Here is a 22,227-nt window from a genome sequence, read left to right on the forward strand (position 1 = left end):
AGGCTGGGTGGTCGGAACTGGTCGGGGGCAAGAACCAGATGGCAAGCGTTGGGATCGAACGGACGGAGCTGAGCGAGGGGGCAAGCCACGAGGGCTTTCTGCGGCACAGGAACTATCGCTGGCTCAAGATCGCGCTGGTGCTCTCGCTCGTCTCGCTGATCGTCTACATGAGCGTGAACGTGCAGCCGCGCCACAATGGCGGCAGCTGGTACGGCTACACGACGGGCACGATCGGCGCGCTGCTGATCCTGTGGCTGACCATGCTGGGGCTCAGGAAGCGCGCGATGACGCGGGGCCGCTGGTCGCTCAAGGCCTGGACGTCCGCCCACGTCTATCTCGGCCTGTCGCTGATCGTCGTAGCGACCCTGCATACCGGCTTCCAGTTCGGCTGGAACGTCCACACGCTCGCCTATAGTTTGATGATGCTGGTGATCTTCTCGGGCATCTACGGCATCTCGGTCTATGCCGGGCTGCCGCAGGAGCTCAGCGACAATCGCTCGGAGATGACCAAGGGCCAAATGGTCGACGCGGTCTATAAGATCGACCGCCAGCTCCAGCTCGCCGCGCAGCCGCTGCGGAGCGACGAGACCGAGCTCGTGCTCGATTCCACCGGCATCAACCCGTTCAAGGCCGGTCTGCTGCGCCGCCTTTCCGGCCGTTATCCCAAATGCTTCAACCGACGCGCGCTGAACGAGCTTCGCCGCCGTATGGCGACCGCGACGGGCGAGGAGGCTGAAACGCTGGAGACAGTGGTCAACCTCCTCGAGCGCAAGTCAGCCGCGCTCGGGCGGATCCGCCGGCACATGAAGATCAAGGCGTTGCTGGAGGTCTGGCTGTTCATCCACGTGCCGGTGACCTTCGCACTGATCGCCGCGCTCGCCGCGCACATCATCAGCGTCTTCTTCTACTGGTAAGCGGGGGCTTCTAGATGGCATTTCTGCTTCGCCAGATCACCTACGCAGCGGACGGTCGCGAGATCGTCCGCCCGCTCCGGATTGACGACGACCTTCTTCGGATCGGCCGCGATCCGGAAATGGACATCCGGCTCAACGACCTCGCCGTCGCACTGAAGCACGCGGTCATCGAGCGCATCTCGGCCGGGCAGCTCGGCGTCAATGCGGAGCAGGGCCTCACCGTCGTCCTCAACGGCCGCTCGACCAATTTCGGCAAGATCAACCTCGCCAAGGGCGGCGACATCAAGATCGCCAGCCACCTGCTGCGGATCATGCCGACGCCGCCGGATTCGCAGGACATCGCGATCGACGTCGAGAAGATCACCGATTCCGACGTGCGTCTGGACAAGAGCGCCGAGAAGGAATTCTCGCTGGTTTCGGTGCTGCCGAGCAAGCGGCTGACCGCCTATGTGCTCAGCATCGCGATCCTGGGGCTATTCCTGGCCTGGCCGGTGATGAACTATTTCGAGCGGCGCGATCAGCCGATGACGCCGACCCTGGCGGCGACGCTGGCCGCCGGCGGTGCGGGGGCCGCGGGTGGCTTCCATCCTGACAGCACGTGGTCGAGCGGCAAGCTGTCGCTCTCCCACACCGGACTCGAGCAGAATTGCAAGGCCTGTCACGTCAACGCCTTCGAAGCGGTCCGCGACGAGAGCTGTAAGACCTGCCACACCACCGTTCATGACCACGCCGACCCGTTCCGGATCGCGCGGGCGCAGCCTGACCTCGACCAGTGGGGCAGGGTCAAGCTCGCCTTCCAGGAGACGTTCAACATCCCGCCCGGCCGCTGCGTCGAATGCCATACCGAGCATGAGGGACGCACCCAGATGGCGGCCACTGCGCAGCGTTTCTGCAGCGATTGCCACCAGACGCTGAAGGAGAAGCTGCCGGATACCCGCCTCGCCGACGCTGGCGACTTCGAGGATTCTCATCCCGAGTTCCAGCCGGCGGTGCTGACCCGCTGGAACGGCGACCGGCCGATGCTGCAGCGCGTGTCGCTGGCCGCCAGGCCGCAGGAGAACAGCAACCTCAAATTCCCGCACGACATGCACCTGTCGAAGACCAACGGGGTCGCACAGATGGCGAGGCGGCTGGGCGGCGAATATGGCTTCGGCCAGGCGCTGGCCTGCAAGGATTGCCATGATTCGGATCCGACGGGCACTCGTTTCCAGCCGGTGAGCATGGAAGAGGATTGCCAGATGTGCCACAGCCTCGGCCTGCAGACGATCGGCGGCACGGTGCGCCTGCTGCCGCACGGAGAGCCCGAGCAGGTGGTCGCGGATATCCGTGCCTTCTACGGCTCGACCGGCCCCTATCGTCCGGCGGGTCTCCCGATTGCCCAATATTCGCGTCAGCGGCCCGGAGACGTGAACTTCATCCGCCGCGCCCAGGATGTTGCGCGTGGCCGCGCCGCGGTGCCGATGCGGGCCGAGGCGATGGTCAGGACCACCTTCTCGAACCAGGGCGTCTGCGGCGAATGCCACACGGCGAGCCTCGCCGGCGGGCAGCCCAAGATCGCGCCCGTCGCCTTCCCGGTCCGCTACATGCACAAGGGCTGGTTCGACCACCGGCCGCACGCGACCGAGACCTGCCAGAGCTGCCACAAGGCGGAGGCATCGGCTTCGTCCAACGACCTGCTGCTGCCTGATCTCGCCAGCTGCCGAGAATGCCATGGCGGCGAGACGACCTCGAAAGCGGTTCCGTCCGGCTGCGCGATGTGCCACGATTATCACATGGATGGTGGCGCGCCCGCGATGCTGATCCGCCAGCGCGTGCGGGGTAAGAGGCAGGACAATGTGATCGCGGCTGCGGAGCCGACCGGACCGCAGCTCGCCGGGCGCAGCGCCGTGGGTGGAAGACGTTAGGCAGCGGATGCTGATCGCTCAGATTACGGACATCCACCTCGGTTTCGAGCCGGACAACCCCGCCGAGTTCAACCGCAAGCGTCTCGACCAGACGCTTCGGACACTGGTGGCGATGACCCCGCGGCCGGACGTGCTGCTGGCCACCGGCGACCTCGCCGACACCGGTGACGACGAGGCATCCTACCGACGCCTGAAGAAGGCCCTAGCCGGTCTGCCCTTTCCGGTCTGGTTCTGCATGGGCAACCATGACGGCCGCGCCGCCTTCCGCAAGCACTTCCCCGACGTGCCGACGTCCGACGGCTTCGTTCAATATGCGATCGAGGACTATCCGATCCGGATCCTCGTCCTCGATACCCTAGAGGAAGGGCGCCATGGCGGCGGCTTCTGCGAAGTACGCGCGGCCTGGCTGTCGGAGCGGCTCGCGGAGCAGCCCGACCGCCCGACGTTGATCGTACTTCATCACCCGCCGATCGAGACCGGCCTCAGCTGGATGACCGAGGATCCAGACGCCCAGTGGGTGCGTCGGCTCCACGCCATAATCTCGCGCCACAACAATATCGTCGCGATGATCAGCGGCCACCTGCATCGCCAGGTTGTGACGCAATGGGCCGGCACGACGCTCGCCGTCTGCCCCTCCACCGCGCCACAGGTTGCGCTTGATTTGGCCGAGATCGATCCGGACATGCCGGACGGCCGCCCGATGATCGTCGCCGACCCACCCGCTTACGCGATCCACTATTGGAACGGCGCCCAGCTCGTCTCCCACTACGACACCGCAGACGAGCACACCGTCCTCGCCCGCTACGAGCCCTCGCTGCAGCCCCTCGTCCAGATGCTGGTGGCGGAGAAGGAACGACCTTCGACTCTGGACTAAGCTCCGGCAAGCGCCTGCGGGCGCCATCACCGGTCGACTACTGCAAGCCTCAGTTCAACCGGATGCCTCTCGCCGCAGCGTCGGCGCGGATCTGATCCCCGCAAGGTGCCTGCGATAGGGACAGGTCCTGCGGCGCGCGGAAGGAGCGCCTGGCAAGGCCGTGCAGCTTCTGCACTGCCGGTTGCGCGGCATCCTCAGCAGCGGCTGGTGAGAATTCGGCGCGTGAGTTCGATCCCTCTTCGAAGATGAGCAACTGGTCGGCGCCGGGCAGGGCGAGGTGCCGGACGACGACTGAACGCTCGGCATCGGTCAGCTCGCTCGCGATCCTCTCGTATTTCTGGCGCGCCTGGGCTTCAGCGACCTGCCGGAAGCACAGGTTGTGCTCCGTCAGCAGCTTCTCGACTTCCACAATCGCGCTCGGGTTCAGACGGTGGAGGTGAGGCTGGACCGCGTTGATGAGCTTCACCTGGAGCCGGGTGAGGCGCATGCCCTCAAGAGCAGGCAGAGCAGCGAGAAATTCCGCCTCCGCAGTGCCTTGAGGGCTCCCGCTTTCTGTAGGCTCCGTGGGAGCCGCAGCGACGAGAGACGCGAAGGCGAGAAAGCTTAGCATCGGCGGAACATTTGCGCTTAGCGCACGCCTTTCGCAGCCGATCCTGCTTGATCCTTCGCCGCCATCCGGGCCCCGCCACGATCAGCGACCCAGTCGGCGAAGGTGCCGGTGTCGCTGACCTTGTAGGGGAAGCCGCGGCTGTTGAGGAACAGCTGCTCCATTTCCTGGCGGTTGAAGGGGCGCGAGCCCAGGCGGCCGAAGATCGCCATCTGGCCGCCGGTCTCGTCGACGCCGCGGTCGCGGTCGAGGCCCTTGGACAGCGCGATTGCCGGCTTCGGCGTCCTCACCCAGGCGATGAGTTCGGGCTTGGGCGCCGGCGAGAAGCCGTAGAGATTGGGCTGGCTGTCGAAAGAGGTCAGCTGCAGCACCTTGAGACCGTTCCGCCCGTCGGCGACGTAGCCGAACAACGACGCGTTGGTGGAGGCGACGATCACGTCCTCGACGTCGGTCATCTGACCGTCCAGCGTCACCTTCTGGTAGACGGTCGGGCGCTCCGGATTGCGGATGTCGACGATCACCAGGCCGTCCTGCTTGGCCGCCACATAGGCGTAGGTGCGGGCGAGGTAGACCTTGCGGGCATCGGCGAGCGGGACGACGGCGCCGGCGACGAGCTGCGGCTCGGCCATCTTGGTGACGTCGACGACTTTCAGGCCTTCCGCGTCCGTCACCAGCAGGTAGCGGAACTGCAGCGCGGAAGCGCGGGCATCGTTGAGCGGGATCGTGCTGACGTGCCTGGGCTGCAGCGGGTCGTTGAGATCGATCGTCACCAGGCCGGTTGGCGCCGTGATGTAGGCATAATGGCCGGCGAGGGTGATGTGCCGCGCGCCTGTGAGGACGCCGCCTTCATTCCAGGTGACTGCACGCTTCATGAAGTTGTTGCGCGGCTCGGCGTCGGCGAAGGTGTTGACGTCGACCAGGATCAGACCCTCTTCGGAGTCGGTGATCACCGCATAATTGTAGATCGGGTGGAACGGCTGTTCCTGGTTCATCGCCCGCATCTGCTCGGTATTGCGCAGCGGGTTGATGGGCTGGTTGGTGGCCAGCGCCATGCAGGTGGCGTTCTTGGTCTTGATGCGCGGATTGTGGCCGAGCGGCGAGAAGGGCGCGGTCAGCACACGCTCCGACAGGCCCTTGTTGCCGATCGATGCGACATCATAGACCATGAAGCCGCCGCGGCCTTCGGCGACGAACATATATTCGCCGCGCAGCTGCAGGCACTGCGCCCGGCCGTCAGTGTCCTGGGTGACGTTGGCGAACTGCTCCAGCGCCTGGGTCTCGCCGCTCCACTTGGCGTCCTTGTCGAAGGTCTTGCCGCGGGTCCACTCGACAAGCTCGCGCTTGTTCCTCTCGACATGGGCGCGCCAGTAATCGGGATAGGCATAGCGGTGCAGCCAGGAGCCTATCACCGCCTGCGGCTCGTCCCATTCAGTGACGCGCACCGCCTCGAACCCGTCCTCCATACCGACCCAGGCGTGCATGCCGACGAAGTTCACGAAGTTCGTGCCGTGCAGCAGGAGCTGCGCCATGATCGCATTGTTGTCGTTCGCGGCGCTGAGGTGGCAGTCGGTGCAGGTCTTGGTCTCGGTCTTGCGCACCGTGTGCGGGAAGTGGGGCGCGAAGGCCTGCGATGAGAAGCCGACGGCACTGATCGGCGGCTGCTGCACGTAGATGCGCTCGCGGTTGATGTTGGTCGACGAGAGGATCAGCGCCGAGGTCGAGCGGATCGGCGCCGTGATGTTGCCCTTGGTCGTCTGGTGCTTGCCGAGCTGGAACATCTCGTCGCGGGCGACCTGCGGGTTGTAGGTCGCGAAGTTGCGAGTCTCCATGCCCTCATATTTGTGGCTGGTGGTCTTCCAGTTCGCCTCGATCGGCAGGTGGCAGCCGGCGCAGCTCGTCGTCCAGCTGAGGTGGCAGGTGAAGCAGGCCATCTCGCTTTCCTTGTGTGCGAGATCCTCCTCGGCGACGCCCGGGCCGAACGCGAATTGCCCGGTCTCCGCGCCCGCCTTCGACATCAGCTTGGATCGTGCCGACTTCATGTTGAACTGTGGATGGTCGCGGTCGACGCTGTCCTTCACCAGGCTGACTTCCCACTCGAGGTTGGGATCGACGATCGAGCGCTGGATCAGCACGCGGCGACCGGCTTCATCCTGCATCCACTCGAAGCGGCGCTTGCCGTCGGCATTGCGGATGAGAGCCAGGTTATTGCCCTTGGGCGGCGCGGCGGGGCCGGAGGTCAGCAGCGTCGGATATTGCGTGGCGGTGCCGTGGCAGTCCTTGCAGCCGATCTCGATGGCATTGGCGACCTCGCCGTAGATGAAGCCGTTGCCGTGGCTGTCCTGGCTGAAGTGGCAGTCGGCGCACTGAAGGCCCTTTTCGGCATGGATGTCCATCATGTGGACGGTCTTGCCCGGGTTGAGGCCGGCGGGGACGAACTTGCCTTCCTTGCCATGGTCGGCGGTGGAGAGGCAGAGCGCGCGCTGCTTCTCGTCCGTATAGGCCGAGCAGGACTTGCGCCACCGCTCGGGATCTTCCGGTGAGACCATGTTGGCAGTCTCGGTGCCGTAGGTCGCCATGTTGCCGTCGGCGTCGAGCAGATTGCCCTCGCGGTCGCGCTTCAGGATGGCACGGAAGTTCCAGCCGTGGCCATGATAGTCGGCGAACTGGGTGTGCCGGGCCTTGTCGTTGACGTCATAGACGTTGCGGACGAAGTCGACGTCCGCCCACAGGCCGCGCGGCGCCGCGCCTTCGGGGTTGCGATCGAGCACCTCGTGCACTTCGGCTGCGGTCGGGAATTTTTGCTTTTTGTATTTGTCTTCCTGGCCGTGCGGCGGGGTCAGGCGATTCTCGGGTCCCGGCCACAGCAGGTCGGCGTCGGACTCATAGTCCCACATCGTGTAGCCTAGATACGAGTTCAGGAAGATGTTCGGCTGGTGCATGTGGCAGTTCATGCACTGGGCGGTGGTGATCGCGCGGGTGAAGACGTGCTCGATCGGGTGGCCCTTCTCCTTGACGCCGCTATGTGCGGAATCCTTGGGCATGCCGGCCGGAGCTTCGTCGCCATGATCGCCAGTGGCGCCATGCTCCTCCACGGGCACGACCTCTTCCTCGTGACCGCCCTTCAGTTCGCCATGACCGCCGCCGTGCGCCGGCTCCATCTTGTTGGCGATCGTGGGATCGACGGTGAACGTCTGCCCGTCCCGGCCATATTTGGCGTAGGTCAGGCTGTGCCGCGGCTCGCGGTCGTTGGCGTAGACGACATGGCAGCCGGCGCAGCCCGACTGACGATAGTCGCCGGGCTGGTCGTTGGTGCCCATGAACCACATGAACGGGTCGTTGAGGCGGGTCTTGTGGACGTTGAGGATCGGGATGGCGACGCGCAGGCCGGTGCCGGGACCGCGGTTCGACTGGCGGATGTCGGGACGGCCCGGCTCCTCGAGGCGCTGGATGATGCCTGAGGGGGAGGGGAGACCGATCTCCGGGAATTGCGTGCCGATCGTGCGGCCGCCGCGCTCGAACACGCGGAACACGTCGGCGGGGGGAATGACATGCCATTGCGGCAGCGGGTACATGGCCGCCAGCGCGCCCCGCGCCTCCTGCTCCGGCGTCAGCTTGCCGTCGCCGGTGGTGGAAGGCGAGACGATCTTCGCCGGCTGGCCGTCCCTGGTATAGCCCTCGCCGAAGATGTAGTTCTTGAAGGGCGCAATGCCGTTATTGTAGGCGGCGCCGCCCCAAAGCATCGCACCGGTCGCCATCAGCGAGCGTTCCGCCGCTTCGATAACCTCGATGTGGCAGGCGCCGCAGGCCTCGCGCGCGACGCGATAGTCGGAGGGGTTGACGAACTTGACGTATTCCGGCGCCTCCTTGTTGAGGAGGGTATAGCTGCGCTTCGGATTGGCGCTCGAAGGCCAGTGCCAAGCCGCCGGATATTTCGGCAGCACGTGCGCCTTGTCGCGGGCGGCGATGTAGGAAGGCGCGTTGTGATCGGCGATCTCGGTCGCAAAAACTGATGCGTTGCCGCCGTGGCAGTCGACGCAGCCGAGCACGACGGCGGGCGACTTGTGCATCGTCTTGGCGTCACTCGCCGTATGGCAGCTGACGCAGCCGGCGCTCTTCGCGTCTGCCTGGTCCCAGTCCTGAACCCGCGGCGAGGCAGCGGCGCGAACGAGCGAATAGTCACGCTCGACCGGCTTCTCCTTTTCGGCGGCGGAGAGCTGCCCGGCACCGAAAATGGCGGCGGCGGCGATCACCGCACCGGCCAGGATCTTGGAACTGAAATTCAGTCTGAGCATGTTCCCCCGCGCCCTCAATATGTGAGGATGGCGTTGAAAAGAACTGAAAGATATCGTTTGTCGCCGTCGAAATTATCGAACAGGTCCTTGAAGCCGTCGCCTTTCTCCAAGACCGCGCCCGACAGGCGGAAGACGAGGTTCTGGGTCGACTTGGGTCGGTAGATGATGGCGGCGGAAAGATCGTAGCCGATGTCGCTCGGAATGCTGCCCTCGACGCGCAGCGCTTCGAGCACCTGGGTCTTGTGGAACCAGAGGTGGTTGAGGTTCACCGACACGCGCAATTGCTGCGTCAGGTCGAAGTCCGCGCCCGCCCCGACCAGGATCGTGCCGGGATTTACGAAGTTGGACTGACCCTCCTCCTTTGAGGAGCGCAGCGAATTGAGGATGCCGTTGCGGCCGTTGATCGCCACGGCGCGGCCGCCACCGGCGAACGGGATGGTCTGGCGGATCCAGTAGCTGGTGTCGGCGCCGGCGAAGATCGGATTCTCGAAGATCGAATCGAAGCCCGCCTGGGTATTGTTGAACGGCTTGCCGTCGCCGCTGGCGAACAGGAAGGCGCCGCGGAAGCGGATCCAGTCCTGGTCGTAGCTCGGCTCCACCGCGACGAAATAGGAGCGGATGTTGGCCGGTTTCGACGTGAAGATGTTGTTCCGGTCCTCGCCGAACGCGCCGTAGGCCTGGCCGCTGAGATTGATCTTGCCGATGCGGCCGTCAAAGCCGTAGCCGACATAGACGACGTCGTAATTGCGTGCGCGCAGGTTGCCGAGAAGGGCGGGGCGAACCGGAAATCCGTTATCGTCGATCTCGCGGTCGCCGCGTTCCCGGTTCATATTGTAGGTGATGCTCGCCATCGAGGTGAGCCCGACCACCGGAAAGTCCTGTCGGTAGACGTTGCCGTGGAAGATGTAGCTCTGCCGCGGCACCTCGGTGACGTCGTTCAGGCCGGAATTGGTGTCCTTCTCCAGCTGCCAGGCCGCGACCAGATTATATTGGAAGCGGTTGTTGTCGCGGTTGCCGAACAGGCGCACGCCGAGCTGCTGGTCCTGGAACAGGAAGCCACGGAAATCGAACTGGAAGGGCTGGATGCCGACGCGGATCGAGTCGAAGTCGAAGCGGTCGGACACGTTGCGGAAGTGGTAGTCGACGAACGCTTCCTGGACACCGACCGAGAAATCGAAGCGGTCGGTGCCCTTGGACGGCTCGACGAACAGCACACGACGCTCGTTCACGTTGACGTAATTGGCCTGGAAGGCGAGCGCGACGCGATATTCGATGTCCGGCGGCTTATAGGCCGTCGAGCCCTTCAGCAGCGATGCGCTGAGGATGACGGTCTGGGCGACGACGAGGCTGTCATTGTCGCCGAACACGTCGTTCCGGTCCGGTTGCTGCGTGGTCTGCACGCCGACCGGGATCGGGAAGGTCCGCGGCTCGATGATCGTGTCGGAGATGACGCTGACCGGGAAGAACCATTCGTCGGTCTTCAGCTTCAGGAATCTGGGTGTGGCGCAGGGTGCGCTGCCATAAGGCGCCGGCTCCCCGCGCGCCTCGGCTTCGTCCCGGAGGCGCTGGCGGCGCGCCTGCTCCTCATCGGTCGGAAGGCAGATCGGGCGATCGCCCTTGTAGGTGTTCTGGTTGTAGGGATCGTACCAGCGCTCGCGGACGATGCCGAGCGTCTGAATGAGACGCCAGCGATCTGGGATTGGGATCTGATCAGTCGGAAAGGCTTCCGGCGGCGGCGCTCGGACGGCGCCGGGATTGTCCTGGGTTACCGCATCGGGAAGGTCGCGCTGCTCGACGCCAGGGCGGCGACGACCGTCGATGATGTCGCCCGGCTCTGTCCCCGGCACCTCTTCCAGAGGGGCTTCGGAAGGTGCGGTGCCGGTGGAAGACTGCTCGCGTACGTAGGCTTCCGCCGGCGTTTCCTCCGGTGGCGGCGACGGTTGCGCGGCGCTCTGCACCGTGATGGCGAGGGCACCCGCATCCGCCTGAGGTGCGGCGAGGCTTGCAAGCCAGCTGATCAGCGGCGCGCCGAGATCCTCGCCCCCAGCCTTCGCGACCGGCACCGGTGCGGCCGCGAGCGCGGGACCGCTGACCGTGGCGAGCAATGCTGCAAGAGGCCCCCCGACCCTCATGCTAGATCCCCTGGCAGACATTCTGCTCGCTCGAGCCGACGAACGGCGCGAACGGGCAATTGACGTAACGCAGGCGCACCTTGGCATTGCCGACCGGCACTTCGATGCGATCGGAGCGGATCGCGGGATCCGGATGACCGATTGAGCCGAGCACCTTGCCCGCGTTGAACAGGCCAAGGAAGCCGACCATGTCGTCCTGGTCGATTCCGTCGCCGGACAGGCCGATGCCGCCGACGAGCTGGCCGCCGCGATAGATCGGCTCACCGCCCGGGAAGATCTGGATGCCGTTCTGGAGCGGGTTCTGGCCCGGCGCGACGTCAGGCGTGGCTGTACAACGCGCCGGCGTGTCGGGCGAGCCAGGCTGCAGCAGCGCGGTCACATGGGCGAAGACGTTGTTGAGGATCAAGGCCGACTGAAGGCCCGTGGAGAAGGGGCTGAAGCTCTGGATCGGACGCGAGAGTGCGCCATGCGGCCGCCCGACTTCGCCATCGGGATAATAGGGGCGGGAGATGTTGCCGATCGCGCGGGCGGTGATCGCGAACTTGCCCGCCAAGACCTGCGGATCGGCGGTCTGGGTGCGTAGCGCGCCGGCGAACTGGCGCACGTCGGCGGAGGGGTTTGCCTCGAGCAAGGTGCCGGCCCGGGCGCTGGAGAAGAACGTGGCGGTTCGCGCTTTTTGCAGCGACACGTCAGTGCCGAAGATCGGCGCGTCCGGCGAGCGGACGATGCCGAGGATCGCGCCGTTGGTGTCGACAATCGAAATGGTGGCTTCCATCCGGCTGTCGAGCGGACGCCGGATCTGGGCGCGGGCGCGGAAGAGGATCTTGAACGCTTCCTCCAGCAGGACCCGGACTTCGTTCTGGGTGAGCGGCTGCGCGACGGCGCCGCCATCCGTGCCGGCACGCGCGGCGTAGCGGTTCTGGCCCGAGCCGTTGGTGAGGATGAAGGCCTGCTGGTCGGAGAATTCGGCAGCGGTGGCCTGCCGATAGCCGGAGGCTTCGCTGCCATAAGCGGTGCCCGGAACGATGCCGCCGGCTGCATTGTAATAAGCGGGGACCGAGGCGAGCTGGCCGGGTAGGCCGGCGAAGGCGGGCGGATTGGCGGGATTGCTCTTGAAGTCCGCGGGCGTCGCGTCGGAATAGCGAAGCTGGGTGCCGTCGACCGTGATCCGTTCCGCGCGCACCTCATCCGAGGGCGTGAACCCTTGGGTGCCGGCGAGCGCGATGATCTCCTCGGCTTCCTTGTCGACGTCCTGAATTTCCTTGTCGAAGCCGTAGATGCCGTCGGCCATCACGCCGATGCCGCCGACCACTACGCCATTCTTGTAGAGCGGGAAGCCGCCAGCGTCGGCGGAGAGGCCGAGCGGTGAGCGCTTCGGACCGATGAAGGCCTGCGGCCCGCTATTGCCGTTGAAGCGCGGGTTGAGGTCGGAGCAGGGAAGCTGGCTGAACTGCACGCCGAACAGCGGGCCGCTCTCTAGCCCGACCGCGACATTCGACGGCGGGAAATGCTCCTGCACGATCTGGCTCGCCGTGCGGGTCGAGAAGGCGTTGCCGCTCGACGAGAGATAGGCGCCGGTGATTGCCTTGGCGATCGCCCCTGCGGCGGCGGCGGGCGCGCCCAGGGAAACGCCCTGAAGGTCGAATTCCTGGCCCGGCACCTCCGGCACCTTCAGGCTCAGGTCGGCACCGTTCATCACGTAGAAGGCGAGCACGTTGCCGACGCGGTCGACGACGGCGATCGAGGCAGGCAGGTTCTGCGCCTGCGCTTCCGCGACTGCCTGGGCGACGACGCGCTGGACCTCGGCCTGGGTGAGGCTGAGCTGGGCCGGGATCGTGTAGCCCGCGCTCGGTGATGGAGACGGGGAGGGGGAGGGCGAAGGTGAGGGGCTGGGGCTCGGGCCGGGCGTGCCGCCGCCCCCACCGCCCCCACAGGAGCCGAGCAGCAGCGCCGCGATAACCAGCAGACTCGTCGAACGCATTCTTATCTCAGCCTTCTGATCGCTGACGCCGCCCGGCCGAGACTCGCCCGGAATTCACGCGGCTGATACTCGTTGGGATCGCGCACGGCGCGATAGGCGATGTTGATGTCGGAGCGGATTGTGTTCGCCGTCTCGGTGCTGACGTCGCCCGAATTCACCAGCGAGGAGAGCAGGGTGTCGGTGGCCATGACCGCCTGCACGCTGCCCGCATAATCGGTGAAGCGCTCCTGGACGGCGTTGCTGGTGATGGCGTCTATGATGGCGAAGGTCTGTTGACGTCCCATTTGTGCGCTGGAGAAGGCGTTGGCGAGGTTGCGGGAGGTCTCGCGCAGGCGATTGGCCGCGGCGACGCCGGCCGCCCGGTCGCGGCCCAGCGCCTGGTGGAAAGCGCGGCTGTCGCGTTCGAACTGCGCCGCGAGGGACGGCGCCGCGACGCGGGCCGCGGCGGCCAGCATGATCATGTTCTCGTCATTATAGGCGGGCATGCCTTCGGGGATCGGGCGCGACGGGTTGTCGAGCGCGGTCGGCTGGAAGTTCGGATTGTCCGAAATGCGCCGATGGCAGGTGTGGCAGTCGAAGAAGTAGAATTCCGGGAAGACGCCCTCGGTGCCGCGGCTCGGATTTGCATAGAGCGCCAGCGACCGCTCCAGCGCCATGGCCTGGCCGACCGCCCAGAGCTGCACGCCGTTCGGGCGGCCCTTGCGCTGGGCATAGTCGCCATCCTCGTTGTGATGCTGCTGCAGCGTCGAGAAGAGGTCGAGCTCGAAGGCGATGCGCGGGTGGCCGGCGGCCATGATCCGGTGATTGACGAACTGCCCCTCCTCGGCGCTGCCGAAGTGGCAGTCGAGGCACTGGGCGGCGCGGGCGCGCGGATTCTCGAGCGGCACCAGGCCCCGGGCGACATTCTGCGCGTGATTCGCGCCGACCTCATAATGCGAGGAGAGCCAGCCCGAAGCGGGCCCGTGGCAGCCTTCGCAGCCGACGCCGTCGGAGAGCTGGAAGCGGGCGCCGCGCTGGCCGGCGGCGGCGGGAGTCGCATGGCAGCCGAGACACATTGGCGCGCTGGTCGCCTCGCCGATGCCTAGGCGCTGCGCGATCTGGCGCGAGCGCGGAAGCTGGAGCACGCGGTGCGCGCGGCTATGGGCGCCGGCGGGCGAGGATTCGTCCTGCCAGATCATCAGCTCGTCCTGACGGACGATCTTGCCGGTTGGCTCGCTGCGGCCGTGGCAGGTGGAGCCGGAGCAGGTCGCGACGCCGACATAGGAGCCGCTGCGCTGGGCCTGGCTGCTCTGGGCCGTGGCGCCGGCGGGACGGAAGAAAAGAGCAGCGGCGAGCGCGAGCAAAAGGCCCACGCCACCGAACATCATCGCCAGGTTACGGCTGCGCCCCATCTCTGCCCCCCTTCACCGCTCCCGCGAGACTCCGGGGCGGCTGCTTGGCCGTAACTATGTTCGACTTATCCGTGGCTTTCAAGCCGCAACATCGTTGCTTGAACGTGATGACAGCCGAAACAAAGCCCGATACATGAGGTGGCGAGGGGGAATGGGGCGCTTGGCGGCCTTCGCTCGCCCGCTGTGCTTTTCAGCCTAAACAGAACCACTCAGCGGAGAGGGCGACATGACCAAAGCCTCGGACCTGTTCATTCAGTGCCTGGAAGAAGAGGGGGTCGAATATATTTTCGGCGTACCGGGCGAAGAAAATCTCGACATGCTCGACAGTCTGTCGCGGTCGAAGAAGATCAAGCTGATCCTCACGAGGCACGAGCAGGGCGCCGGCTTCATGGCCGCGACTTACGGACGCCACACCGGCAAGACCGGCGTCTGCATGGCGACTTTGGGTCCCGGGGCGACCAACTTCGTGACTGCCGCGGCTTACGCCTTTCTTGGCGGCATGCCGATCCTGATGGTGACAGGGCAGAAGCCGATCAAGAAGTCCAAGCAGGGCCGCTTCCAGATCCTGGACGTAGTCGACATGATGCGGCCGATCACCAAGTTCACGCACCAGCTGGCGTCATCCGACAATATTCCGAGCCGGATTCGCGAGGCGATTCGCCTGGCCGAGGAGGAGAAGCCGGGCGCGACCCATATCGAGTTCCCCGAGGATATCGCCGACGAGCACACCGATTCGGTGCCACTGAAGCCGAGCATCCACCGCCGCCCCAATGCCGACGAGAAGGGCATTCGCGCCGCGGTGAAGCGGATCGAGCAGGCCAAGGCGCCGGTGCTGGTGCTGGGCGCGGGCGCGAACCGCAAGATGACGAGCCGAATGCTGCTGCAGTTCGTCGAGAAGACCGGCATCCCGTTCCTGACGACGCAGCTCGGCAAGGGCGTGCTCGACGAGACGCATCCGTTGTTCCTCGGCTGCGCAGCGTTGTCGGCCGGCGACTTCGTCCACCGGGCCATCGAGGCGTCCGACCTCATCATCAACGTCGGCCACGACGTGATCGAGAAGCCGCCCTTCTTCATGAAACAGGGCGGGACGGAAGTGATCCACGTCTCGACCAAGACGGCGGAGGTGGACCCGGTCTACTTCCCTCAGATCGAGGTGATCGGCGACATCGCCAACGCCATCTGGCAGATCAAGCAGGACATCGTGCCCTCGGGCAGCTGGAAGTTCGACAGGATGCTTGCCGCCCGCAAGGCCGAGGTCGAACACACCAATTCGATGTGCGACGACATGCGCTTCCCGATCTTCCCGGCCTGCCTCGTCAAGCAGATCCGCGAGGCGATGCCGGCCGACGGCATCATCTGCCTCGACAATGGCGTCTACAAGATCTGGTTCGCGCGCAACTATAACGCGCGCCAACCCAACACGGTGCTGCTCGACAATGCGCTCGCCACGATGGGCGCCGGCCTGCCGTCGGCAATGGCCTCGGCGATGGTCTATCCGGACCGCAAGGTGATGGCGATCTGCGGCGACGGCGGCTTCATGATGAACAGCCAGGAGATGGAGACGGCGGTTCGCCTCAAGCTCAACATCACCGTGCTGATCCTCAACGACAACAGCTACGGCATGATTCGCTGGAAGCAGGCCAACATGGGCTTCGAGGATTGGGGCCTGACCTATGGCAACCCCGACTTCGTCAAATATGCCGAGAGCTACGGCGCCAAGGGCCACCGCGTGGAAAGCGCGGAGATGCTGCCGGGCCTGCTAAGGGAGTGCCTCGACACCGAGGGCGTGCACCTGATCGACTGCCCGGTCGATTATGCGGACAACGACCGCATCCTCAACAAGGAGATCAAGGAGCTGAGCGCCAAGCTCTCGCACCAGGGCTAAGCGCGGTGCGCAAGCGGATCAAGTTCAAGCCGGGTGACATCTTCACCTTCCCCATCGACGTTGATCGTGTCGGAGTGGGGCAGGTGCTTAGTGTCAAACCTCAGCTCCACATCTCAGTCCTGCGCGAACCCGCGTCGCCGGGCTTCGACTTGAACGAAGTTTCCACGGATCAGATACTCCTTTGCGGACGTACCATGGATGCTCTGTTCTATCACGGGCGGTGGCAGGTGGTCGGCCACCTACCGATACCAGACGGCGTAATTCCACGCCCTTTCTCCCATGTTCGTGTGTCCGGTAGTAATTGGGTGCAGGACTTCGACGGCCGCTTAATCCGCCCAGCCACAGCCCGGGAGACGGAGTGTCTGGACGAGCACTGGAACAGGTCTCCAATCGGCTTTGAGAACGCATTCAAAGCCTTTCACGGGCTTGCAGCGATCGACCCCGGCTACGAAAAGCTCAGCATCGTGTACCAGCGGCAGCAAGCAGCGGTCTGCTAGGTTTAGGAGGCACACTTGATCCAGCTCAAATCCGTCTACCCGCTCTACCTCGCCAACGAGGCGCAGCAGCCGAATACGGATCTCGAGGTCACCGACAAATATACCGGCGAGGTCGCATTTCGCTGCGCGCTCGCGGATGCAAAGACTATCGATGCGGGGATCGCGGCGACGGTCGAGGCTGCCGAGCCGATGGCGCACATGGCGAGCTATGAGCGGCAGAACGTGCTGCAGCATTGCGTCAATCGCTTCACCGAGCGGTTCGACGAGCTCGCCTACGCGCTCTGCGTCGAGGCGGGGAAGCCGATCAACGACGCGGAAGGGGAGGTGACTCGCCTGATCGACACCTTCCGCATCGCTGCCGAGGAATCGGTGCGGATGACCGGGGAGGTGCAGCCGCTCGACATCTCCAAGCGCGCCAAGGGCTATCAGGGAATGTGGAAGCGCGTGCCGATCGGCCCGTGCAGCTTCATCTCCCCGTTCAACTTCCCGCTCAACCTTGCCGCCCACAAAATCGCGCCGGCGATCGCGGTCGGTTGCCCGTTCGTGATGAAGCCGGCGAGCCGCACGCCATTGGGCGCCCTCATCATGGGCGAAGTGCTCGCCGAGACGAACCTGCCCAAGGGCGCCTTCTCGATCCTGCCGGCAAGCCGCGACGGCGCCGACCTCTTCACCGAGGACGACCGGCTGAAGCTGCTCAGCTTCACCGGCTCCCCGGGGGTGGGCTGGGACCTCAAGGCCAAAGCCGGCAAGAAGAAGGTGGTGCTGGAGCTCGGCGGCAATGCGGCGGTGATCGTCGATGCCGACGCCGACCTAGACGATGCGGTCGAGCGGATCATCTTCGGCGCCTTCTACCAGTCGGGCCAGAGCTGCATCGGGGTGCAGCGCATCATCATCCACGCCGACATCTATGACGATCTGCGTGACCGGCTCGTGGCGCGTGCCGGCAAGCTCATCGCCGGCAACCCGCACGAGCGCGAGACCTTCGTCGGCCCGATGATCGATCTAAAGGAGGCCAAGCGCCTCGACGGCTGGATCCAGGAGGCGGTGCAGGGCGGCGCGAAGCTCCTGTGCGGCGGCAAGCGCGACGGTGCGATGCTCGAGGCGACATTGCTCGAGAATGTGGATCGCGGCGCAACGGTAGTGGTCGAGGAGGCGTTCGGGCCGGTCGCGGTGCTGTCCAAATTCACCCGCTTCAAGGACGCGCTCGACGAGGTGAACGATTCGAAGTTCGGACTCCAGGCCGGCGTTTTCACCCGGGACCTGTTCAAGATGTTCGACGCCTGGGACCATCTCGACGTCGGCGGCGTCGTGATCAACGACGTGCCGAGCTACCGTGTCGACAACATGCCCTATGGCGGCGTCAAGGACAGCGGCCTCGGTCGCGAGGGCGTGCGTTTCGCGATGGAGGACATGACGGAGATCCGCAACCTCGTCATCCGCCGAGGTGCGGGCGCAGCTCTGCGCTACATGGGCGAGTGATCGGTCAGCGCATCGCCAGCAAGGCGAGCATCGCGACGAGGAAGAACAGGATCAGCAGCACGATGCCGAACAGCACGGCGAGGACGGTCCACGTCCCGAGATCGTTGTTCAGGCGGAAGCGCATGCCGGTTTCCCTCTCCTGCTCGGGCTAAAGGATGCGGGCCGGCGGGGCCAGCCAGCGCGCGGAACCGAGCCCGCTCAACTCACGTTCTGAGGCCGAATCCAAACAGGAGTGAGCAATGTCCAGTATCCCCAGTTCAGCCATGCCGCATGCCAAGGCGGAAGAAGGCAGCAGCGAGAACGAGAATCAAGGCACGGAGCAGAAGAAGAGCCGCGGCGCGTCCATCAAGAAAGGCGCGAGCAAGTTGAAGGACAAGGCGAAAGAGAATCCGAAGACCGCTATTGCGGCCGGTGCGGCCGTTGTCGCCGCCGCGGTCGGCGCGGCCGCGCTCGGTGTGCGGAAGCGGTCCGCCGGAACGAAGTCGGGTGGCACCAAGTCGGGCAGCGCCAAGTCTGGCAGCACGAAGTCCAGCTCAAAGGCGGCAAATACGAAAAGCGACGGGAGCAAAGGCAAGTCGTCGTCCTGACCTGACACGGACCAGCCGGGGCGGCCGGCGCTCCTCAAGAGGAGCGAGCGTGTCGCCCCGGAGGGCTGCGGCGATAAGCTTCAGGTTCGCCGCCAGCAGCGCGTGCAGCGCGGCGGCCGAGCCCACCAGCACGGCGATGAAGAACAAGGCGAAGGCGTTGTGGAACATCGTCTTTTCCCCTGCAACGGGGATGGAAACGCCGGTGCGAATCCCGCTGTTCCCGCGCCCACGCCGAGCACGATGCTTTGGGCGATTGCTGATGCCGGGATGCTACACCTGCACAGCCAAAGTCAGGCGGCAGGATACTCCGGGTCATAGTCGTCGTTCGCAGCGGCGAGGGATTGCCGCGTGCAGGGGCTAGCCTCGGTGATGGGCCGCGGCTCTTCCATGAAAAGCATTGCCTCGATGGCCACGCTCGCGCGCTGAACGGCACGCCGGTCGAACTCGACCGTACCCTTGTCGACCACGTCCCTACTCCTTGATTGATCCAAGTTAAGTGCCGCGCCTTAACAGCCGGTAAGCAATCGAAGTTAACAGGCGCGGCTCACGCCGGCACGCCACCAGCGTCGGCAATGCGTTCGTTGCTCTGGCGAAGCTTGTTCTTGAGCGACTGAGCGAAGCCCTGCTCGAGCGCGCGGCGGACGTCCTCATGCGCCTGGATGTAGGGGCGAAGCACGCTTGCGGGGGCGCACCAGAAGCGAGCGGGGCCCTCCAGCACGACCGTGGCACTCGCATGATCACCCGACAGAACGGTGACCTCGCCGATCAGGTCGCCGGGACGGCAGGTGCCGACCTGGCGGCCGTGGCTCAGCACCTTCGCTTCGCCGGCAGCGAGATAATAAAGATGGGTGACCGATTCCTCCTCGCGGGTGAGCACGTCGCCCTCGCGGCCCGAAAGCCAGAAGCCCTGATCGAGAAGATGGCGAGCGCGGCTGCGGGGGAGGGCGGAGAAGACGCCCTTCAGCAGCCCCTCCTCCTCTTCGGTGAAGCGCACCTTGCTGTTCTCCGCCGCGCGGCGGCCAAGGACGAGCAGGGCCGCACCCAGCAGAAGGGCCCACCAGATCGCCGCCACCACGTCCTGTGAAAAGGCGAGGGCGTGGGCGAAGCCGACCAACGCCGCCACCGCCACCAGCGCGCGCAGCCGATCGGCTCGCGTCGACAGGATCGCCGCGACCAGCAGCGCGAAAGCCAGCTGGAAAACCAGCCCGGCGGGCGTGAATGCAGATGCGATGCCGTCCATTGCGCCCCCCTGGCGAAACAACCCCGATGATGCGCGAAACCGCGCGAGATGTGAAGGGGAAGGCGGTCTCGTTCAAGTTGCGTGACGTTCAGGCACAACATGCTATGGCCGAGGCCATCAAGGCGCGCGCCTGCCGGTTGCGCCCGACGCTCGGAAATGGAGAGTGATCTTGAAAGCTATGTTTCTGGCGAGTGCAGCCGCGCTCGCTCTTGGTGGTTGTGCAACCATGAACGCTGATAGCCAGGCCGCTGAGGCGGCAACTTCGGAATCCGCGCCGGCAATGGCCGCGGCCACGCCGGCGCCCGACAACATCCTGCTCGTCGAGTGGACGGGTCCCTATGACGGGGTGCCGCCATGGGACAAGGTTCACCCGGACCTGTTCCCGCAGGCGCTCCAATACGGCATCGACGCGCAGCGCCGCGAAGTGCTGGCGATCGCCAGCAATCCTGCCGCGCCGACCTTCGACAACACTGTCGCCGCGCTCGAGAAGGCCGGCGAGGACCTCGGCCGCGTAACCACCTTGATGGGCGTCATGACGTCGAACATGGCGACGCCGGAATATCAGGCGTTGCAGCGCGAGTGGGGGCCGAAGCTCGCCGCTGCATCGGACGAGATCGTGCTCAACCCGCAGCTCTTCCAGCGCATCAAGGCGGTCTACGAGGCGCGCGACGGCGCCGGCCTCAATGCCGAGCAGAAGCGCCTCGTGAGCCGGATGTACGAGAGCTATGTCCGCCGCGGCGCGAACCTCGATGCGGGGCAGAAGCAGCAGCTTTCGGCCTATAACCAGCAGCTCGCGAGCCTGTTCGCCGAGTTCAGCGAGAAGGTGCTGGCGGACGAGAGCACCTATATCACCGCCACCGAGGCGGAGCTGAAGGGCGTTCCGGCGGACGTGAAGGCGGCGGCGGCTTCGGCTGCTCAGGAGCGCAAGCTTCCCCCCGGCTCCTACGCCATCGTCAACACCCGCTCGGCGGTGGATCCGGTGCTGAGCTTCGGCGACAATAGGGCGCTGCGCGAGAAGGTCTGGCGCGCCTTCGTCAACCGCGGCGACAATAAGGACGCGAACGACACCAACGCGACAATTGCGAAGATCGTGAAGGCGCGCGCCGATCGCGCCAGGCTGCTCGGCTACGAGACCCATGCCCATTGGCGGATGCAGGACACGATGGCTCGTGAGCCTGCGCGTGCCCAGCAGCTGATGGAGCGTGTCTGGCCGGCAGCCGTCGCCCGCGTTCGCGAGGAAGTCGCCGACATGCAGAAGCTGGCTGGCAACTCGATCACGATCGAGCCTTGGGACTATCGCTATTATCAGGAGAAGGTCAGGAAGCAGCGCTACGACCTCAGCCAGGACGAGATTAAGCCCTATTTCGAGCTGTCGAACATGATCAACGGCATGTTCTGGGCGGCGGGGCAGCTCTACGGCCTCGATTTCAAGGAGAATACGGGCGCGGTGCCGGTCTGGCATCCGGACGTGCGCACCTTCGAGGTCACCGACCGCGGGACGGGCAAGAATGTCGGCCTGTTCTACATGGACAATTATGCCCGCACCGGGAAGCGCTCGGGCGCCTGGCACTCGGCCGCGCGGACGCGGGTCGGCCTGCTCGGCGATGAGATCGTGCTCAATTCCAACAACAACAACTTCATCAAGCCGGTGGCGGGTCAGCCGGTGCTGATCAGCCTCGACGATGCCGAGACGCTCTTCCACGAATTCGGGCACGCCATTCACTATCTGCTGGTGGACGTGGAGTATCCGAGCTTCGCGGGGGCGCAGCGCGACTTCGTCGAATATCCGAGCCAGGTGAACGAGAATTGGCTGATGACGCCGGAGGTGCTGCAGAAGTTCGCCAAGCATCACCAGACTGGCCAGCCGATGCCGCAGGCGCTGATCGACAAGATCCAGAAGGCGCAGACCTTCAACCAGGGCTTCGCAACGGCGGAGTATCTGTCGTCGGCACTGGTCGACATGGCGCTGCACATGGACCCGGATGGCGTGGTCGATCCGGACGCGTTCGAGCGCGAGACGCTGACCCGGCTCGGCATGCCGAAGGAGTTGGTGATGCGGCACCGCCTGCCGCAGTTCAATCACCTGTTCTCGTCGGATGCCTACTCGGCGGGCTATTATTCCTACCTCTGGTCGGAGACGATGGACGCCGACACCTGGGCGGCGTTCGAGGAGGCGGGGAGTCCGTGGGACAAGGCGACGGCTACCCGCTTCAAGGAGCTGGTGCTGGCGACCGGCAACGAGACTGATCGCGTCGAGGCCTACCGCGCCTTCCGCGGCCGCGATCCGGACGTCACCGCGCTGATGAAGAAGCGCGGCTTCCCGACGGGTAATTGATGAGCGAACCCATTCGCCGCTCGCGCTGAGAGGCGAGCGGTGAATTGGGTGGTTGTCAAATGAAAGGGCGGCGTCTCCGTTGGAGGCGCCGCCCTTTGCTCGTCGATGG

15 protein-coding genes are annotated in these 22,227 nt (G+C 65.3%); 8 read left to right on the forward strand and 7 right to left on the reverse strand.

What is annotated here, in order from left to right; genetic code table 11:
* Positions 1–38 precede the first annotated feature (38 nt).
* Genes AC5JBD_RS11050 through AC5JBD_RS11060 form a run of 3 tightly spaced genes read left to right on the forward strand, consistent with a single transcriptional unit; the run spans position 39 to position 3,692 of the window.
* Entirely contained in the window at positions 39–914 is an 876-nt protein-coding gene (locus tag AC5JBD_RS11050) for a hypothetical protein (protein WP_495721846.1), read from the forward strand.
* A 14-nt stretch (positions 915–928) separates the two neighbouring features.
* Positions 929–2,818 (forward strand): cytochrome c3 family protein, encoded by a 1,890-nt coding sequence (locus AC5JBD_RS11055; protein WP_495721847.1) that lies wholly within the window; start codon positions 929–931, stop codon positions 2,816–2,818.
* A gap of 7 nt (positions 2,819–2,825) precedes the next feature.
* A complete protein-coding gene (locus tag AC5JBD_RS11060) occupies positions 2,826–3,692 on the forward strand; it encodes a phosphodiesterase (protein ID WP_495721848.1) in 867 nt (288 codons plus the stop codon).
* Between the two features lie 49 nt (positions 3,693–3,741).
* On the opposite strand, the gene AC5JBD_RS11065 is transcribed toward AC5JBD_RS11060, so the two are convergent.
* The 5 genes from AC5JBD_RS11065 to AC5JBD_RS11085 all read right to left on the reverse strand — a co-directional run bounded on the left by AC5JBD_RS11065 (position 3,742) and on the right by AC5JBD_RS11085 (position 14,095).
* The gene (locus tag AC5JBD_RS11065; RefSeq protein ID WP_495721849.1) at positions 3,742–4,179 is read right to left on the reverse strand and encodes a hypothetical protein; all 438 of its coding nucleotides are present in this window, start codon (positions 4,177–4,179) and stop codon (positions 3,742–3,744) included.
* 140 nt (positions 4,180–4,319) lie between these two features.
* Positions 4,320–8,591: an LVIVD repeat-containing protein gene (locus tag AC5JBD_RS11070; protein ID WP_495721850.1), complete on the reverse strand. Its 4,272-nt coding sequence runs from the start codon at positions 8,589–8,591 to the stop codon at positions 4,320–4,322.
* Positions 8,592–8,605: 14 nt separating this feature from the next.
* Positions 8,606–10,723 (reverse strand): hypothetical protein, encoded by a 2,118-nt coding sequence (locus AC5JBD_RS11075; protein WP_495721851.1) that lies wholly within the window; start codon positions 10,721–10,723, stop codon positions 8,606–8,608.
* A gap of 1 nt (position 10,724) precedes the next feature.
* Complete coding sequence (locus AC5JBD_RS11080) at positions 10,725–12,704, reverse strand: heme-binding protein (RefSeq protein WP_495721852.1); 1,980 nt, start codon at positions 12,702–12,704, stop codon at positions 10,725–10,727.
* Between the two features lie 2 nt (positions 12,705–12,706).
* Positions 12,707–14,095: a multiheme c-type cytochrome gene (locus tag AC5JBD_RS11085; RefSeq protein WP_495721853.1), complete on the reverse strand. Its 1,389-nt coding sequence runs from the start codon at positions 14,093–14,095 to the stop codon at positions 12,707–12,709.
* Positions 14,096–14,321: 226 nt separating this feature from the next.
* On the opposite strand from AC5JBD_RS11085, the gene AC5JBD_RS11090 reads away from it, so the two are divergent.
* The 4 genes from AC5JBD_RS11090 (at position 14,322) to AC5JBD_RS11105 (ending at position 18,543) form a co-directional block, all read left to right on the forward strand.
* Positions 14,322–15,980, forward strand: a complete 1,659-nt coding sequence (locus tag AC5JBD_RS11090; RefSeq protein ID WP_495721854.1) for an acetolactate synthase large subunit — start codon at positions 14,322–14,324, stop codon at positions 15,978–15,980.
* A gap of 5 nt (positions 15,981–15,985) precedes the next feature.
* Positions 15,986–16,477, forward strand: a complete 492-nt coding sequence (locus tag AC5JBD_RS11095; RefSeq protein ID WP_495721855.1) for an Imm26 family immunity protein — start codon at positions 15,986–15,988, stop codon at positions 16,475–16,477.
* A gap of 18 nt (positions 16,478–16,495) precedes the next feature.
* Complete coding sequence (locus AC5JBD_RS11100) at positions 16,496–17,956, forward strand: aldehyde dehydrogenase family protein (RefSeq protein WP_495722003.1); 1,461 nt, start codon at positions 16,496–16,498, stop codon at positions 17,954–17,956.
* A 239-nt stretch (positions 17,957–18,195) separates the two neighbouring features.
* Positions 18,196–18,543 carry a hypothetical protein gene (locus AC5JBD_RS11105; RefSeq protein WP_495721856.1) on the forward strand — a complete coding sequence of 116 codons (348 nt, stop codon included), beginning with the start codon at positions 18,196–18,198 and terminating at the stop codon, positions 18,541–18,543.
* 290 nt (positions 18,544–18,833) lie between these two features.
* On the opposite strand, the gene AC5JBD_RS11110 is transcribed toward AC5JBD_RS11105, so the two are convergent.
* The gene (locus AC5JBD_RS11110) at positions 18,834–19,010 is read right to left on the reverse strand and encodes a hypothetical protein (RefSeq protein ID WP_495721857.1); all 177 of its coding nucleotides are present in this window, start codon (positions 19,008–19,010) and stop codon (positions 18,834–18,836) included.
* 77 nt (positions 19,011–19,087) lie between these two features.
* Positions 19,088–19,783 carry a cyclic nucleotide-binding domain-containing protein gene (locus AC5JBD_RS11115; protein WP_495721858.1) on the reverse strand — a complete coding sequence of 232 codons (696 nt, stop codon included), beginning with the start codon at positions 19,781–19,783 and terminating at the stop codon, positions 19,088–19,090.
* 226 nt (positions 19,784–20,009) lie between these two features.
* On the opposite strand from AC5JBD_RS11115, the gene AC5JBD_RS11120 reads away from it, so the two are divergent.
* Positions 20,010–22,118 carry a M3 family metallopeptidase gene (locus AC5JBD_RS11120; RefSeq protein ID WP_495721859.1) on the forward strand — a complete coding sequence of 703 codons (2,109 nt, stop codon included), beginning with the start codon at positions 20,010–20,012 and terminating at the stop codon, positions 22,116–22,118.
* The last annotated feature ends 109 nt before the right edge of the window (positions 22,119–22,227 follow it).

This window comes from Allosphingosinicella sp. (assembly GCF_059502505.1).